The organism is Paenibacillus amylolyticus, from assembly GCF_003719335.1.
In the GTDB taxonomy this organism is placed as follows: domain Bacteria; phylum Bacillota; class Bacilli; order Paenibacillales; family Paenibacillaceae; genus Paenibacillus; species Paenibacillus amylolyticus_D.
In genome coordinates this window covers 146,134-163,986 of record NZ_RIAS01000009.1, presented here as the reverse complement: position 1 = coordinate 163,986, position 17,853 = coordinate 146,134, and the positions used below count along the sequence as shown (strand labels likewise).

Genomic DNA, 17,853 nt, shown 5'->3' with positions numbered 1-17,853 from the left:
CTCTCAAACTTCCTTTTCCGACTAGATAATATCTATACATTACCTTATTTTCTCATATGAAGTCCATAGCTTATTTACGAAATAAAAACGAAGACAGGATGCACGTTTACGCAAACCCGTCTCCGGAATTGTAATTATTATATATCATTAATTCAAGGTTCTAATACTCACAATTGAAGACCATACACTCGTATTCTGATCATTAAATGCCCGAACACGGTATCTATGCACACTTGCAGGTAATAAATCCAGATGTATAAATGCTGGATCACTAACAATCGCAGCAATCTGTCCGTCTGCTTCAATCTCATAGGATGTGGCACCCGCTACATTGTCCCATGTAATTGTAATGCTTGTCCGATCTACTGTTCCCTTAGGTACCGCTGCACTCAATTGAGTTACTCCCGTAATCATTTCGCTCCATGCTCCGACACCGGAAGCATTCTTCGCTCGAATACGGAAAGAATGCTCTGAATTGGGTGCAAACCCACTCTTCGTGTAGGCAACAGCATTGATCGCCACGATTGTACCGTCAATCTCCAGATCATAGCCGGTTGCTCCGATTACTGCATTCCATTTTAGCGCAATTGCTGCGGTTGTTGCAGAATTCACAGTTAGACCGGGTACACTTCCTGGCAGTGTTGTTTGGGAGACCACGGCTGTCCATGCACTCACATTGGTATCGGTCAGCGCTCGTACGCGATACTTGTGTGCAGTTCCTCCGAGCAGCTCGCTGTGAGTGTAAAAAGGGTCACTCACGGTTGCTACGCTGTTTCCGTCTGCCTCAATTTCATATTTGGTTGCCCCAGCAACTCCAGTCCATGTCAAAAGAATCGAAGTTTCTTCTGGCACCCCTTTCAAAGCGGTTGGCAGATTTAATTGCGTAGAGGCATTCAGCATTTCACTCCAGCTACCGATTCCGGCTGCATTTTTGGCGCGGATGCGGAAAGTGTGATCGGTGTTCGCCGCGAGGCCGCTCTTCGTATATGCTGTCCCGGTTACCGCCACAACGGTGCCATCGATCTCCAAATCATAGCCGGTAGCTCCAGTGACAGCTGTCCATTTCAATGCAATAGCTGCATTGGTCACGGTGTTAATCGCCAGACCACTGACGGATGCTGGAATAGTACTTTGCGTCAGAACCGTTGTCCATGCACTTGTATTTGTTTCCGTTAACGCACGAATACGATATTTATGCGCTGTACCTGGCAACAGGGAGGTATGGCTATAGCTTGGTTCTTCCACCGTCGCTACGACTGCGCCATCCGCTTCGATCTCGTATTTCGTTGCATCGGCAATCGCTGCCCATGTCAGGTTGATCGCTGTTTCTTCCGACACAGCTTTCAGAACAGGCGTATTCAACTGTGTTGTTGAACGGATCAGGTCGCTCCACGCACCTGCACCTGCGGCATTCTTCGAACGAATGCGGAAGGTGTGATCGGTGTTCGCCGCAAGGCCACTCTTCGTATAGGCTGTGCCGGTAACCGCTACAACAGTGCCATCGATCTCCAGATCATAGCCGGTAGCTCCTGTCACAGCTGTCCATTTTAACGCTATAGCTGCATTGGTTACCGAGTTAATGGCCAGACCACTGACGGATGCAGGTATCGTGCTTTGCGTCAGTACCGTTGTCCACGCGCTTGTATTTGTTTCCGTTAACGCACGAATACGATATTTATGCGCTGTACCTGGCAACAGGGAGGTATGGCTATAGCTTGGTTCTTCCACCGTCGCTACGACTGCGCCATCCGCTTCAATCTCGTATTTCGTTGCATCGGCAATCGCTGCCCACGTCAGGTTGATCGCTGTTTCTTCCGACGCAGCTTTCAGAACAGGGGTATTCAACTGTGTTGTTGCACGGATCAGGTCACTCCATACGCCTACACCTGCGGTGTTCTTCGAACGGATGCGGAAAGTGTGATCGGTGTTCGCCGCGAGGCCACTCTTCGTATATGCTGTGCCCGTGACTGCTACAACAGTGCCATCGATCTCCAGATCATAGCCTGTTGCTCCTGTCACAGCTGTCCATTTTAACGCTATCGCTGCATTGGTTACCGAGTTAATGGCCAGACCACTGACAGATGCAGGAATCGTGCTCTGTGTTAGAACGACTGTCCACGCGCTTGTATTCGTTTCCGTTAACGCACGAACACGATATTTATGCGCTGTACCTGGCAACAGAGAGGTGTGGCTATAGCTTGGTTCTTCCACCGTCGCTACGACTGCGCCATCCGCTTCAATCTCATATTTCGTTGCATCGGCAATCGCTGCCCATGTCAGGTTGATCGCTGTTTCTTCCGACGCAGCCTTCAAAACAGGCGTGTTCAACTGTGTTGTTGCACGGATCAGGTCGCTCCATACGCCTACACCCGCGGTGTTCTTCGAACGGATGCGGAAGGTGTGATCGGTGTTCGCCGCGAGGCCACTCTTCGTATATGCTGTCCCGGTTACCGCCACAACGGTGCCATCGATCTCCAGATCATAGCCCGTTGCTCCTGTCACAGCTGTCCATTTTAACGCTATCGCTGCATTGGTTACCGAGTTAATGGCCAGACCACTGACGGAGTCAGGCAGTGTAGTTTGTGATTTTACTGCAGTCCAAGCACTGATATTGTTGCTATTAATGGCACGCACACGGTATTTGTGCACTGTTCCCGGTTTAAGCGCTGTATGCGTGTAGATCGGTTCCGTTACCCCTCCGATAATCACTCCATCTGCCTCAACTTCATAGGAAGTAGCTCCTTCAATTGCTGGCCATACAAGGATAACTTCTTCTTGTGTTGCATTCGTTTGAATAACCGGTGTGCTCATCTGTGTCGTTCCTGTGATGGCCTCACTCCAGCTTCCAGGTCCACCTGCATTTTTAGGTCTGATTCTAAATGTATATTCGGTATTCGGTGTCAAACCTGTTTTATTGTATGTGGTGCCAGTGACAGCAACGATTGTACCGTCAATCTCCACGTCATAGCCTGTAGCCCCTTTTACTGCACTCCAAGATAATGACAGTTTGTTTAACGTAGCATCCGTTATCTTCAATCCATCTGCACGATCAGGTACGGTCAACTGTTTTACAGTTGCGCTCCAATCGCTCTCATTCGTAGCCGAATAAGCTTTGAGCGTATACGTATGCGTAGAGTTGGCTTCAAGCCCTCCATGCTCATAGGAAGTAACATTACCAAGCTCAAGCGGTGTTCCGCCGTCGATCTGTAATTGGTAACGGTCAGCGTACTCGACCGCATCCCATTGAATTATATTCTTGCCTTCCTCTGCTGTTACTGTCAGAACAGGTTTCTTCAGCAGTGTGGTCAGCGTATAAGGTTCACTCCATTCACCTGTTCCAAGTTTATTCACCCCGCGTACTCTGTAGGTATATGAAGTGTTTGGGGATAGTTGAGTGCCGGCATAACCAATACCATAAAATGGCCCTTTAACGGTCCCATTCTCTTCAATCTCATATTGGACAGCCTGTTTAGCAGCACCCCATCCAAGATTGGCCGCAACATCACTAGCGGCGGCACTTAAGTTCAACGGAATTTCCGGGATAGATGTAATTGGAGGATTGGTAGCCGATTCCTTCACAAAACTATAGGATTCTGCTTTGCGGGTGTAATACGGGTTAAGGTTGGAGACAAAATCGACAACAACACCTGTATCCGCATTAACAACCAGACTAAGCTGAGTCGCTTCGAAGTTTTGCACATATCGTGGCGTTTCATATCCAAAGACATCCACATGAGATATATCCCACTGCCCCACGCTTGTACCGGATTGTCTATATTCCATCACCGTGTAATAGTGCCAGATTTCTGAAAAATCGATCATGATCGCCTTTTCTACTTTTCCAGCATAAGTAGATGTGTATGTACCGAATGCTACGTTCGTCATTTTTGGAACTGTTGCCGTAACGGCCTGTCTTCGAGAAAATGAATATCCGGACGCATTCAATTTATATTCTCTTGCCCATCGGAGATCAATTGCTTTTTGATTGACACGAAGATTTCCATCTTGCTCTGTAAGGACATAATGGTAGTCGTAACTGCTGGAAACTACCCTGTTACTCGTTGCGGCATGTGCCTGGTTCCCCCCGTACACACCAAAATGTCCGAATACCAGCATCAATACTAGTAAACGGACAGTCCATAAATAAACACCTTTTTTTCTTGTCCCTGCAACCAATGTTGTTCTCCCCTTCAAAAGATATGTTTGCCCCACTCCTACAATCACCTGTGGTGAACGGCAGAACTATCTATTCTACGAAGTAACATCAATTCCTCTTTTTAACATGTAAATTTTTTCTTGTAACACTTTCAATCGAAATATCATCAAACAACTGGACTAATAAAGCTCAAATATACAAAAGGACAGTTTTACAAGTAAAAAGTTATTAATATTAGAATAAACGTTCTTATAGTACGTACTTCTCCTTATAAGGAGAGGCTACGATCTGGCTAAAGTGAGTGTATAAATTTCCAACGTTACGCTCGCTTTACTTGCGGCATGTAAAATGACATGCCCACAAGCATCTAACGTACTTCCAGTCGTGTAGATGTCATCAATTAAAAGTAATTTAAACGGCTTGCTGTAATTCCTGAGCAGGCTGAAATCAAATTCATCAAGCTTGATAGAAAAGGCATGTTTCATCGTCTCGAACCGCTCCGCGCGAGACTTGAAGCTTTGTTTCCCTGTGTTGATCTGGCGTTGCAACAGATCAACACAGGGCAAACCAGCGGTGATGGCAAGCCCTGCTGCCAGCCGCTCCGCCTGATTAAAGCCGCGTTCGGCCAAGCGCTCGTCGCTCACGGGCACATACGTGACCGCATCCGGTCGCCATAGCGGCTTCCTGGTTTCTTTTTCACATATAAGAGTCAGTTCTTCACTCATCGCTTGAAAAGCTTGAGTTAACATAGCAGTTAGCAGCGGGGCGTAGCGCTCATAGCCTCGAAATTTGTAATGCTTATCCAATCTTTCATGAGATCGTTATACTGAACGGCGCTACGATTGCAGAAGAAAGAGCGATTCTGCATATGCGGGCGCACACAGTCAGGGCATCCTACACCACGCCCACAGCGCTGGCAACGGATCGAACGAATCCATGGAATCTGCTGTACACAACGCGGGCATATCCCCGGATAACGTGAAGACAACACCGCACGGGTTCCACAGGTCAAACATGGTGAACCCGGCGGGCCAAGTAACTTATGGAGTTGTCCTCTTAAACGCTGAACACGCTCAAAGAGATGAGAAATATAACTGAACATGAGGTGCTTCTCCTTTCTTAACGAAATAACGAGACCGTATCGAGCATAAAGTATGTAATACACGTTCGGTTAGCATGTGCGAAGAGCACTAGTGCTCTTGTGAAGCAGTGTAATGGTTTTGATTGGAAGCTGGACACTGAAGTAAATCATTGTTCGCATAAACGATTAGTCTACAGTGATCCTTTTCAAGCTAAGATGATTATGTTGATGTAATGATGACTATGATCTTGGAACCGGCGGACGCAGGTAACCTTTGCGGCGGGCGATGGCGTTCATTTTGCGGATCTGGGATACAGCTTTCACTTGGGAACGGGTACGGCGGGATGCAGCAAATACGACACGGCCTGCCGGATCATCCAAGGAACGCCCTGCCCGGCCTGCCATCTGTACTAACGAAGCCTCGTCGAAAAGTCCGTTGTCTGCATCCAGAATAAACACATCGCTACGCGGGATCGTCACGCCCCGCTCCAAGATGGTGGTTGTCACGAGCAGTCGGATGGAGCGTTCCCGAAACGCAATGACTTTGGCCGCCCGCTCCGCATCCTGTGATGAAGTTCCTTCAATCGAGATCGTAGGAAAAGTCCGGCGCATCAGTTGCACAAAGGCCTCAATCTGGGCGATACGCGTTACAAAAACAAACACCTGAGCATCACGTTGTAAGGAAGTTCGAATACTCCTCACAATGGTGGGTGGAAGTTGTTTGCGCCTGATGCATTGCGCCACAGCAGGCATGTTGATCAGCTTCGGTACAGGCAGCGGATGTCGATGGAAGCGGACAGGCACTTTGGCATGAGCAAGCTTGCCCAAAGCGACCTCACGTTGCAAACGGGTTGGCGGCGTAGCGGACAAATAAATGAAATGCCCCTCCGGTTTGCAGCAAGATGTAGCGGCGTGGGCCAGCATGGGATCGTTATGATAAGGAAACGCATCAAGTTCGTCGATAATCACCAGATCAAAACCTTGGTAAAAACGCATGAGCTGGTGTGTAGTCGCCAGGGTGAGCTGGGCATCTTTCCAGCGCTCCGAGCTTCCGCCATAGAGCGTTGCGAGCGAGGTGTCTGGGAATGCTTTGGCAAGGCGCGGAGCCAGCTCCAGCACGACATCCCTGCGCGGTGTAGCGACCAGCGCTCGTCCCCCTTGATCCAGGGTGTGCTGGATTAAGGGGAAAATCATCTCGGTCTTGCCGGCCCCGGTCACGGCCCAGAGCAAGAACCGCCCCGGCCCATCCTCTGCGGGCGGCCGGGCCAAAAACGCGAGCGCCGCGGCAGCAGCCGCGCTCTGCGCTGCGCTTAGCCCCCACCGGGCGAGTCCGCCGCCGGTGGGGGCCAGGGCCGTGCCACGCGATGCTTCGCCGCGTGCGGGCACGGCCCCTTGCGCTGCACTGCGTAGCAGCAGCGCACAAGCACGGCTGCGCCCTAGCGCGAGGCATGCCTCGCAGTAGGCGCACGCCGTCAGGCCGCAGGCAGCGCAGGGCACGCGCTGCCTGGCTTCGCTGCCACAGCGGTGGCAGCGGGGCGCGCTTCGCGCGCGGCCGGGCCACGCGAGCCGGCGGCGCGTGGTAGGCCCTTCGAGGGCGGCTGTCATCTGCAGCCGCCCATGCAAGCGTGCGAGCTGCGCAGCCGCGCGCCAGCCCCCAGGCGGCATGGCGGACTCCGCCGCCAGCAGCGCCTCGGCCTCGGCCGCCAGTAATTGGCGGCCGCTCATCCGCTCAGCCAGCAGAGCTGCGCACTGCTCCAGCTGAGCCCAATACTCGGCGGGATATGGCTTCGGCATCCCGCCAACCCTAGCTTCAAGCGTAGCAGCAGTCCCTCTGCGCGCCCCTAATCCAATTCCTGTTCCCGTACTTGTCCCTTTCCCCCTCCCTTCTTCTAGTCCCGAATACGCTCCCGCCGCCATTCCTATCCCTGGCCCTGCACCCGCTCCCGTACCTATTCCTGTCCCTCGCCCACCATCCCTGCCAATCCCTTTTCCCCTTTTATCGTCTGCCCCTCTGTCCAATCCACTTCCATTCTTCCATCTTCGCACTTCCACCTGTTCGGCTAACGCTCGCCTTGCCTCTATTTCACCCGAGAGATGCTCATACAAGTCCAGCTTTGTATTCAAGTAGCTTTGCCACGCCTCCATACGCCACATATTCATGCTGCGCTCGGGTACGAATTGATCTACCAGCCACGAAGCCTGACTTAACGGAAGTTGCATGCTTAACACCAGCCATTGTTGCACACGCCATCCACTCATGCCCTCCAGCCACCACATGACATCCACCTGGATGTCGAGAGACATGACCATACCCCACTTTTCCCCCACCCGGTACACGTAAAGCCCAACCTGCATCGGTTCTTCCCTCCCCTGTTCGTATCCGAAAAAAAGCACACGCTGACCGACGACTTCGCCGGAGCATGTGCTTCATGTCCATTCTTCATATCACAGTATTTCTACTTCCCTAATTTACAAGGATTTCGCCTAAGAACAATCCCTAGTTCCCAATCCCACTTTGGTAACCCTTTTGTGCTAGATTGAATATAAATCAATTCTCCTGATTGTAGTGCCTGTCCATTCACTTCAGAAGTAAACGTTGTTTCCGGCGAATTGCCATATACACCAGCAATCTCAACGTATCACGTTCCTTCAGTTGCTGCTTTATCCACACTTCTGATCACTGCACACGCCAAAACACAACAGCAATAACTTTCAAATATGTACTTGATTCATGATCTGTTGCCATTTCCTGAATCATCTTCGAAATGAATACTTCTTCAAGAGTTCGACTCTATCATCCTGAATATTCATATAAAGCAAGTATATGGTTTTACTTTCTGCCCGTCAATACAACCTTAACGTCACGTAGGCTCTCCCTTAAAAATTCGGAATTTTTCCTTTGTATATGCGCAACTTTTTCCAGTTTTATTAGTCTATACTTTTAAGTTAAGACTTCTGACTTCAAAATGCTTCTTCAGCGTCATCCGAAGTAATAAATCCAGTCTTTAACCATAGATTGCAATAAAACCCATATTCAATTTAAAGGCAGACTTGGCTACAATTACAAAAAAAGATTACAGCACCAAGCTGTAATCTTTCTCATCTCGAATCGGCATATCAACATCTGTAAATTGTAAAATGTGAGGATTATCTGCACCCATCTTCATCACTGGATCTACGCAGATCAATGAGGCGATAGCCGCCATTCCTCTGCCCGGCATGTTCAAGCTCTGCTGGCACAGCTGGCAGATAAGACAACTCCATGCCTTGTCTTTGTAAGATCTTTTCAATAATCGTGATCGTCTCTTGCTCTTGTTGCTCGGCGACCACCGTTAATGTAAAGCTCTTGCCACGATATAATAATTCCAGGCAAAGTGATCGAATGATGCCCTCAATCCGTCCTACCTGATTGGAAGGAATGAGCAAAATCTGCTCGAAGCCTTCGGACTCCGGGCGGGAAGTATGGCGCTGATGCATAAGATGAACGGCCATTGCCGCCAGGAAGTATATGAGCAGAATCATAGTCAGATGAGCAACCATGGCAACTGCACCTCCTCGGAAGGTCATGTTCACCCATGGCGAACATCCCTGTATACCGCAGTATATGCTGCGTATTCCGAAGGGTTACAGCCAAACAACCCGTCGACGCTCGCCTGAACCAATGTTCAGTACATCTTTACACTTTGTCCATGTACAGTGATAAAGTCCATCAGCCCGCAAACCATTCCAGCTATTGGAAAGGACGCGAGTGAATAGATCATTAAACATTACAAGATTAGAGCGTAACCCAGCCATATTTGATAGAGTTAATAACGGCCTGTGTACGGTCGTCGACTTCCATCTTCTGCAGAATGCTGCTGACATGGTTTTTAACTGTTTTTTCACTGATGAACAAAAATTCACCAATCATCTTGTTGCTCTTACCCTCGGCCATCAAACGCAATACCTCAGCTTCACGACGTGTCAGCGGGTTATTGTCTCCAGCAACAAATTTAACGCCTGCTTCCTTCGAAGCACCTTCGCTCATCGCACCCGTTTCGTTAAGATACGTCATACGACGAAGTTGCATAATCAGTTTACCCGTTACTTTAGGATGGATAAATGCATGACCTTCATGAACGGAACGAATCGCGTTGATCAGTGACTCTGCTTCCATATCTTTCAACAAATATCCGTTTGCTCCCTTACGGAGTGTTTCGAATACATAACTTTCATCATCATGAATGGACAAAATAATAACTTTTACATCCGGGAACAGCTCGCGCAGTTTCTCAGTAGCTTCAACGCCGTTCTCAACAGGCATGTTAATGTCCATCAGAACGATATCCGGTTTATCCTGATTACAGAATTCGAGCACTTGAATGCCATCACCACATTCCCCGATGACCTCAATGTCGTCCTCCATATTTAAAATGCGTTTCAAGCCCTCTCGGAACAGCTGATGATCATCAGCCAAAAGGACTTTAATTGATGTTTTTCCAGTATCACGGTTTTCCATCCTGCTACTCCTTTCCCTTATCCACGTTTGTCGGGATATGAATGACTATTTTGGTTCCCTGGTTCTCTGCGGATTCAATCTCTATTCTTCCTTCTAACAGTTCAACCCGTTCTCTCATCCCGATCAGACCGAAGTGGTTGTGATCCTTGCTTTTCTTGGCAAGAAGCTCCGGTTTGAACCCAAGCCCATTGTCCTGTACGACAATTTTGACGAGCTGAGCCTGGTATGTAATTTCTACGACAACATATGTGGGATAAGCATGCTTGGCAGCATTGGACAGACCTTCCTGCACGAGACGATAGATCGCAGCCTCCATTGCAGAAGAGAGACGATGTTCCTTGCCTCTTGTTTCAAAAAGCGACCGAATTTTTGTTTTTACTTCAAAATCCTGCACATACTTCCGAAGCGTAGGAATCAATCCCAAATCATCCAGTGCCATAGGACGCAGATTGAATATTACTTTTCTCATTTCTTCAAGACTTGAACGAACCTGGCCTTTCAAATCTACTATTTCGGCCTGAACCATCTTAAAATCCTGCTTCATGAGCATTCTTTCAACAATTTCCGTCCTAAGCACTAGATTGGCAAGCATCTGCGCAGGCCCGTCATGAATCTCGCGGGCAATACGTTTCCTCTCTTCCTCCTGGGCCAAAATTATTTTCAAACCAATCATTTGTCGATTCTTGGCAGACTCGATAATCCGGGTCACCTGACCCAACTCTCCTGACAAGTATTCTAGCACAACACCCATCTGTGAACCAATGGTCTCGGCACGTTCTACAGAAGCTTCCACATTTTTGGCACGCTTCTGCAGATCATCCCGACGGGCTTTTAGATACATTTCCTTCTCACGATAAATCATCAGATCCAGCTGCAGCTGCGTCGCTTTTTCATACGCCTGCTTGATATCATGCTCCGAATAACGGACAAAGTCGCGGCTCACCTCTGTAAGCCGGATCCGGGAACGGCGGTAATTCAGTTCCAATTGATCTACTTTCTCGATCGTTTCCGCCGTTTCCTTCAGCACTGACTTGAGCTCCTCATTGAGCGTCTTCAGCTCATCGCGAGTGGAGTCCATGATTTCAAACATTTGATATTTGCTGTTTTCCATGACTTGTATGGCGTTTTTTATGACGCGGTCTATGGCATCGGCTTGTAAATCCACGTTTGTTCGACTCCATTTCTATCGTTTCCGGTATATATCATACCATATCACGATGAGATGGTAACGGTCTTCGTGTTCTGTTCCCATTTTACAGTCAGCCCAAGTTGCTCGGATACGAGTCTGAGAGGGACTAAAGTCCTACCCCCGCTTACGTAAGGTGCAACCGTTGCGCTCTGTCTTTTGCCATTGAGAACAAATTCTTTCTGACCTACCACCAGATCGATCAGCTTGCTGCCGCGGATTACAGTAATCCGCTGATTTTTGCTGTCCCAGTTCGCCTGTCCGCCAAAGGCATCCAGTACGTGTTTGATCGGTACATACGTTGTTCCATTTTTAAGGACCGGTGTTGCATCAATGGTCTTTGTTGTCCCGTTTACTGTCATCGACTTCTGTCCAAGTACCAATGAAGCTGTACCCGTAGGCAATCCAACTTCGCTGGATTTGGAAGGCATGGTGAATGCAATGTTGTCAAACGCAACCGTTCCTGTCATCGCACGCTCATCCTGTCCCTCTTCCACGTTCACGACATATACACGCTTCAATTTTGCCGGATAAGCCATATTTAGGCCATTCAGGTCTACGCTAACCTTCTTCCATCCGTTCCAGTCAATCGCTTTGGAAAGATCGGCATATACCGTTTTGCCTTTGGCATCTGTGAATTCCGCACGCAGCCAGTTCAGGCTCTTGTCGCCCATCACATCCATCGACATGGAGGTTGCCGTTGCTGATACATCTTTGCCTGTTGAACCGTTCAGCTGAGCATAAGCATACATTTTACCCGTTCCACCCGTCATATCGTAACTGAGTTGCAGTACCTTCGAGCCAGCCTTCTCATCGGTTCCTGCCACGACTGCGGCCGACCCTGTCACCCCTGCTGCATTTGTTGTGAAGTTAATCGGATAGTTCACGTTTTCGAAGTTTTCCCAGATGGTTTCGCTTGCTGCTGTAGAGAGTACAACAACCGTGCTGTAACCATCGTAACGGCCAATCGCATAACCAACCTGTGCTCCGTCATTAACAGAGGATACGGTTAACTGATCTCCAGCGACTTTACCTTTAAATCCGATGAATTCCCATGTCAGGGAATCGGCTGGTACAGTCACGCTTTGTCCGCTCTTTGTTGTAGCTGTCACCGGAATGGAGACGGTTGTTCCCGCTTGGAGTGAGCCAAGACCAGATCCAGCAGTTAATGAAGCCAGTTCGTTGCCACCCAGCACTGTTACTTTGATGGAAGAAGAAGCCCCGTTGCTTGTTGCCGTCAATGTAGCTGTACCTGGCTTCACACCTTTGATCGTTCCGTTGCTGACGCTGACAATGCCGTTATTGCTGGATTTCCAGGTCAATGGAATATTACCTGTGGCAATCGGGTTATAGTACGTGTCATACCCTTTCGCAGCATACTTCCCCTCCTGACCTGCGAGCAACGTCTGGTTACCGCTTACTGCAAAACCTTTCAGTTTGCCTTCAGGTGCCGTTGAGAACACACCAAGAGTATTAACTACTTGACGCTGCTCGGTACCGTACTCGGTATTAAATGTGAGGCTTGCGGACTGTTCACCTAGCGGACGTGTAACCATGGTTGTTGATCCGCCGCCGTCCAGGTTCATGCCTTTCCATACCCCGATACTGGTCATAAATGACTGCAGTTCGGTCAAAGACAAGCCGCTGCTGTTACTGTTTTTCTCGGCTGCAATAATATACACATATCGCCCATCCTGAGAGTATCCGACAGCCGTTCTGGCACGGACACCTCCGATCCCCGAAGAAGCAATATCCCTTGAAAAGGACGCCGCTTTGCCTCCGTTGACCAGAATCGTGTGACCACCAATCATCATCTCCAGATTACTTGGATCAACCGACTGTCCTGTCGTTTTGGCGACCAGCTTGTAATCTGCTCCCAGTGTCTGCCCAACAGACAAGTGGCTCATAATCCATGTGGCCGCTGTACCGTGTGCACGCAAAATATACCCGTCTGACGGTACAGTCATATTTAACGCCTTTTTATCCGAAATTTGCGTGATGACATTATTCTGTACGAGCACCTCCGTCGGCGTGGTAGAAGGATCATTCGGACGTTTGGTCGACGTCCATGCAGGTGTATAAATATACATGGAGTTCGCATGGCTGTATGTACCCGATCCCGTTTCAACCGTATAGTCCTCCTTATTTATCCCACGCAGAGCGAAGGTTGAACCATCCTGTGCCTTCACTGTGCCGTCAAATGAATATTCATCGATCATCGGCTTTCCATCTTTAGTTACCGTGAGGGCGTACATGCCCTTCAATTCCGAAGGCGTAGACACCAGTACTCCGTCAGAGACTTGACCGCCGATCGGTGACATTTCTCCAGACACGTTAAAATAATCCCCGTTCACCGCAGCGACTGCGCCGTTTTCCTTTGCCATACCACCAGTGCTTTGTTTACTGTTTAATTTATTCCCTTTGCCTGTCATTACATCTAACTTCACGTACGGATTTTGTAGATCCACCTGGATCACATCGGCAAGCACATTCACCTTCGAACCTGAACGTGTTGTCGTATATCTGTATTTCATGAGCTTCGCACCCGAAGTCAAAATCTCTTCGCTCAGCTTGCTCGTATTCGTCGATGCCGCCTCGGCTACGGATTGCCATGAAGTTCCTGACCACAGCTGTCCACCTGCACTCATCACAGGTGCAATCCAGATTACACCTGCCAGCGTTACAATTGCCCATTTCTTTGCCTTGTTGTACTTAACGTCTTCCAGCTGTTTCCCATGTTTCCCCAGCATGTTTGAAACGTCTCTCCCATCTTGTATATCAATCTTAGATATCACACAGATCCTGCCGAGTGACAGTCTCATAGCGTGATCCCTAGTATACTCTTCTATTAATAGACTGTTTTTTGTAGAAAAAGTTACGTTAATCATGAATATTAAGGGCTTTTCTGGTAAAAAAATACCCAGGTATCGAGTAAGTCCTCCATACCTGGGAATCATCCTGTGTATTGATATTTAAACCCAGATATTGAATAGGTTTTGAATCCAGCTCTATATGTCTACAGATAACCAATCCGATTCAACATTCGTTTTAACATCACTGCTGCTTGTTCTCTGGTCGCTTTACCCAAAGGCTTGAACGTCTTATCTTGGTTTCCTTGGATGATGCCTGTTTGCACAGCTTTGGCTACAGAATCCTTGGATCCTTTAATCTTGTCTTTATCCTTAAACACCTTCAGTGTATCCTCTGCCTTTTCCTGAAGTGCCGGAGGCTGCCCTACGTAATCCATGGCGTTGACTAGCATAATCGCCATCTGTTCACGCGTAATCGGGCTGTTTGGCTGAAACTTCCCGTTGCCTACACCCTGAATTATACGTGCCTTCACGGCAGCACCGATATATCCATTGGTCTCAGTTCTTCTACCAAGGTCAGTAAATTGTGTTGCAGAAGCATCCGGTTTGAGCCCTAATCCTTTTGCTACGAATTCAGCAAACTCGGCACGGGTGATATTGGTTTTGGTATTATACTTGTCCAGATTATCTGAAGTGATAATCCATTTGGAAGCGAGTTCCGTTAATGCTTCCCTGGACCAATCCGATGCTTTCGGGAAGCTGACCAGATGGGTAATCGGTGCGATCACGCGATTTCCATCCAACAAACCACGTGCTACGATCCCTGTCGGAGAGGTCCGGTAAGCCGTCGGTATATATGATAACGATTGTGAGTTAGGATCAATCGCTGTCAAGGTCGTTAACAGTGTGGATGTGTTTCCAGGCACCTTGGTTATATATTGACTTTTAATATTTTGCTCTACACTCTTCTCCGTGTTTCCATTAAAGAGCGTAACATAGGTTTCTGTTGCTTCTCCCAGACTCTGAGCGTTGGATCTCGATAACATGAAGTCCATGGCACCTGCTGAAAGTCTTGGTACAGGCTCCATCTGTACGTACAGGGTAGCTGTCCCTGGAGCCGTTGTGATTCCCGCACTTTGTCCCATAGATACAAACTTCAGATCTGCTAGAGGAACCATCCATACATTGTCTTTATATTTGACCCCGATCGTACCCGTACGATATTTCCCTGCCAGTTGGGAGAGCTTATGAAATGGAATACCCACATAGGCTGCTTCACTCGTTGTTGGGACCTCAAATATGATCGGTTGATTCAGCTTAAAGCTGTTCGACGCATAATTGAACGCCTGTTCAAGTTTATTTTCATCCAGAGTGTACTGCTGTGTTGTTCGGTTATAACGAGATGCTGCCGTTTTAGCTGTTGCTGCATCTGTACTCAGAATTAACATACTCTGAGCAAAACCGGAGTTATTTGCGTTACGCTCCGTAAGCCAGGCTGGGAGTCCTACCGATGTATTATCCGTTGGCGTTGTACTCGCTGTCTTCTCTTGCAACGTCAATGGTCCGAACGCGGCCACTTCTGTATTCAAAGCATCTCTAAGCTGAACACCGCCTGGGGTGTACGTCACTGTAGCAACCTGTCCGGCCTGAGTAGCTTTAGAGAGTTTAATTGTCACAACAGACCCGTTAACCGAGGCGGAGCTAACCGGAACGACTTCATTGCCAATCTGTACTCTGAATTGTGAGGGAGTTAACACCGCTTCTGATTTTAATGCGTTTCGAAAGTTAATCTGAATAGTATCCCCCTGCAGAATGCCGGACAGAATTGTACCGTTTCCGAAAGTCTGTGTCACAGGTACAAGATCCAGCAACGCGGCCTGATTGTTCCCCAGATCCGTCAAACGAGAGGCTCCCGGTACATAAGATAATGTCACCACTTGTGTACTTGTCACTGGTGTTGCCAGCGTGAGTGTCACCAGATCATCATCGATGTCCACATTGTTCACAAAGATCGCTTTGCCATCTGCCAGTACCGAATATTGATTGTTCATCGGTTTGTTTAACCGGTTTAGCGGCTCATTGTAATAAATCCACAGCTTGTTCGCGTTAACTTCAGCCTTCTGGAAGACAGGAGGCTTCGAATCATTGCTATTACGTACATAGAAACCGCTGAACCCTGCAAGCGGCTGCCCGCGACTATCTTTTACAGGCTGGTCACCTGGCTGATACGATACTCTTACCACCTCACCATTGCTGATTGAAGAACCAAGGCTCAACGTAACTTGTGAGCTAGTGTTGGTTGAAATGCTGCTTACGCCAATGTTCTTGCCATCGGCAGTAACACTGAACTGTTTATACGCATCACTCGAGTTGATATATACTGTCTCCGGATAATAGAGAACGATGCTATTTGTATATGCCATACCTTCACGAGGTTTGGACATGATGGAATCCAGCCCATTCTCCACATCTCTTGCCGAGAAGGAGGCCGCTGCATTCAGGGACAAGTCCTGAATTCTGCGTGTAGTTGTCGCCGGGGCTGTATAAGATACTTTCACAACTTGCCCCACAGCGACACCTGTATCCAGCACAACATATACGCTATCCCCTGAAACATATGCCGTACTTGCACTACGGTTTTCTCCATTGACCGTCACTGCAAAGCTGGAAGGCAGCGGGTCAAACGTAGATAACCATTCATCATACGTCAAGCGAATAATCGTGTTGCTGTACATTTTTGCCGTTTTAAGTTCTGGTGGTGTCGTGTCAGCAGACAAGGTTCTGAACGTCCACGAGGTTGTCCCGTTTAAACCTGTAAATACATTGCCGGAACGATCCCGGAAGACGTTACCCGGAATATCCACCGTATACGTCGTGTTACTCGTCAGACTGGATTGTGGAATGATACGCAGTTGACGGTTGTTCGAGCTGTTAATAATCGTTGTTGCGTTCACCGTACCCCCGTTCGAGCTTCTCAGGATGGCTTGTGCAGAATAACTCGTATCCAGCTCTTTGGTGAAGGTTACATTCAGCTCAGTGTTAAGAGCGACACCTGTTGCTCCATTCGCTGGAGACAGCGTAGCTACCGTGATAGCTGATGGATCAGAGATCACATTGAAGCCCCAGTCGATTCGCTGGATCGCGGCAATGTCATTGCCAAGCGCATCACGGAAAAAACCTTCGGGTATAGCTATGTATATGGTGCTATTATTTGCCCAGTTTCGAACAGGGTCAATCGTCACAATGGTTTGTGAACTGTTAAAACTAATTTGCGAAGAATTCGCGTCCACCTCTTCGAACACTTCATTTCCTTGATAAATTTGCAGCTTCCCCGTACCTCTAGACATCGCTTGATCAAAGGTCAATGTGAGATTTGCTGAAGGCGATACGCCCGTAGATGCCATTTGCGGTGATCGATTCAGCAGTTTGGCCGGATTTACAGCAGCTACATGGAAGGTCCACTCCTTATCCATTCCTTCAAAAAAAGTCTGACCATCCGCATATACAAAAGACCGATTGCCAATGGAAACATAGAAACTGCCACCTGGCAACGCAGAACTAGGCGTAATTGTAACGACCTTTCCCAGATCTGGATCGACAGCTACATTATCAGGTGTAATACTTACTGTTGGATCAGTGATATTGATTTCACGCACCATGGAGTTATCTGAAAGTCGGTGAATGATGATTTTCTCTTGTGTCCCAATTACCTTTCTCACCGGATTGCTGAATTCAATCTTCAGCGGCTGCGTTCCATCCACCTGTGTCGCGTTTAACAGCGGTATCGTCGCCCCGATCCCTTTCGCAGGCAGATCTCCTGCGGCATAAGCGGTATTTCCACCTGTCCAGCCGCCTAGCAAACCCTGTGTCATTAACATAACGATTAATAGTGCAATCCATCCCTTACGGGCCCAATTCTTCACAAACACCCATCCTTTCCCCTCAATCCTTAGTCCTTATGTCTGTATACAGACCTCTATATGTATGTCGGCTATAGAAGGAATAACTGTTAGTTATTTGGATGTATTTTACATTTAATTTATAACTTGTTGGGTGCAATTATCTTTCAGTATTACTGGGCTACAAAAGTCCACGATTAAAAAAGATTTTCAGAAATTCATG

Annotated in this window: 9 protein-coding genes; all 9 read right to left on the bottom strand. The window is 48.2% G+C overall.

What is annotated here, in order from left to right:
- Positions 1–147: 147 nt before the first annotated feature.
- Entirely contained in the window at positions 148–4,116 is a 3,969-nt protein-coding gene (locus tag EC604_RS17245) for a fibronectin type III domain-containing protein (RefSeq protein ID WP_151458087.1), read from the bottom strand.
- 321 nt (positions 4,117–4,437) lie between these two features.
- Positions 4,438–4,881 carry a ComF family protein gene (locus EC604_RS17240; RefSeq protein ID WP_151458086.1) on the bottom strand — a complete coding sequence of 148 codons (444 nt, stop codon included), beginning with the start codon at positions 4,879–4,881 and terminating at the stop codon, positions 4,438–4,440.
- Between the two features lie 596 nt (positions 4,882–5,477).
- Entirely contained in the window at positions 5,478–7,382 is a 1,905-nt protein-coding gene (locus tag EC604_RS17235; RefSeq protein ID WP_240036986.1) for a DEAD/DEAH box helicase, read from the bottom strand.
- Positions 7,336–7,668 carry a hypothetical protein gene (locus EC604_RS30585; RefSeq protein WP_240036988.1) on the bottom strand — a complete coding sequence of 111 codons (333 nt, stop codon included), beginning with the start codon at positions 7,666–7,668 and terminating at the stop codon, positions 7,336–7,338. The genes EC604_RS17235 and EC604_RS30585 overlap by 47 nt, the downstream gene beginning before the upstream one ends.
- Positions 7,669–8,384: 716 nt before the next feature.
- A complete protein-coding gene (locus tag EC604_RS17230) occupies positions 8,385–8,777 on the bottom strand; it encodes a hypothetical protein (protein WP_123065331.1) in 393 nt (130 codons plus the stop codon).
- A gap of 235 nt (positions 8,778–9,012) precedes the next feature.
- Positions 9,013–9,735, bottom strand: coding sequence for a response regulator transcription factor (locus tag EC604_RS17225; RefSeq protein WP_063567747.1), 723 nt, complete (start codon positions 9,733–9,735; stop codon positions 9,013–9,015).
- A gap of 4 nt (positions 9,736–9,739) precedes the next feature.
- Positions 9,740–10,900: a sensor histidine kinase gene (locus tag EC604_RS17220; RefSeq protein WP_090922925.1), complete on the bottom strand. Its 1,161-nt coding sequence runs from the start codon at positions 10,898–10,900 to the stop codon at positions 9,740–9,742.
- Between the two features lie 47 nt (positions 10,901–10,947).
- The gene (locus EC604_RS17215; protein WP_123065330.1) at positions 10,948–13,671 is read right to left on the bottom strand and encodes a stalk domain-containing protein; all 2,724 of its coding nucleotides are present in this window, start codon (positions 13,669–13,671) and stop codon (positions 10,948–10,950) included.
- A gap of 266 nt (positions 13,672–13,937) precedes the next feature.
- The gene (locus EC604_RS17210; protein ID WP_151458084.1) at positions 13,938–17,654 is read right to left on the bottom strand and encodes a SwmB domain-containing protein; all 3,717 of its coding nucleotides are present in this window, start codon (positions 17,652–17,654) and stop codon (positions 13,938–13,940) included.
- Between the last annotated feature and the right edge of the window lie 199 nt (positions 17,655–17,853).

Bases quoted from the DNA above. Each gene is read 5' to 3' on its own strand.
- EC604_RS17245 (WP_151458087.1), bottom strand. From the start codon at position 4,116: ATGCTGGTATTCGGACATTTTGGTGTGTACGGGGGGAACCAGGCACAT.
- EC604_RS17225 (WP_063567747.1), bottom strand. From the start codon at position 9,735: ATGGAAAACCGTGATACTGGAAAAACATCAATTAAAGTCCTTTTGGCT.
- EC604_RS17230 (WP_123065331.1), bottom strand. From the start codon at position 8,777: ATGGTTGCTCATCTGACTATGATTCTGCTCATATACTTCCTGGCGGCA.
- EC604_RS17235 (WP_240036986.1), bottom strand. From the start codon at position 7,382: ATGGAGGCGTGGCAAAGCTACTTGAATACAAAGCTGGACTTGTATGAG.
- EC604_RS17240 (WP_151458086.1), bottom strand. From the start codon at position 4,881: ATGAGTGAAGAACTGACTCTTATATGTGAAAAAGAAACCAGGAAGCCG.
- EC604_RS17215 (WP_123065330.1), bottom strand. From the start codon at position 13,671: ATGCTGGGGAAACATGGGAAACAGCTGGAAGACGTTAAGTACAACAAG.
- EC604_RS30585 (WP_240036988.1), bottom strand. From the start codon at position 7,668: ATGAAGCACATGCTCCGGCGAAGTCGTCGGTCAGCGTGTGCTTTTTTT.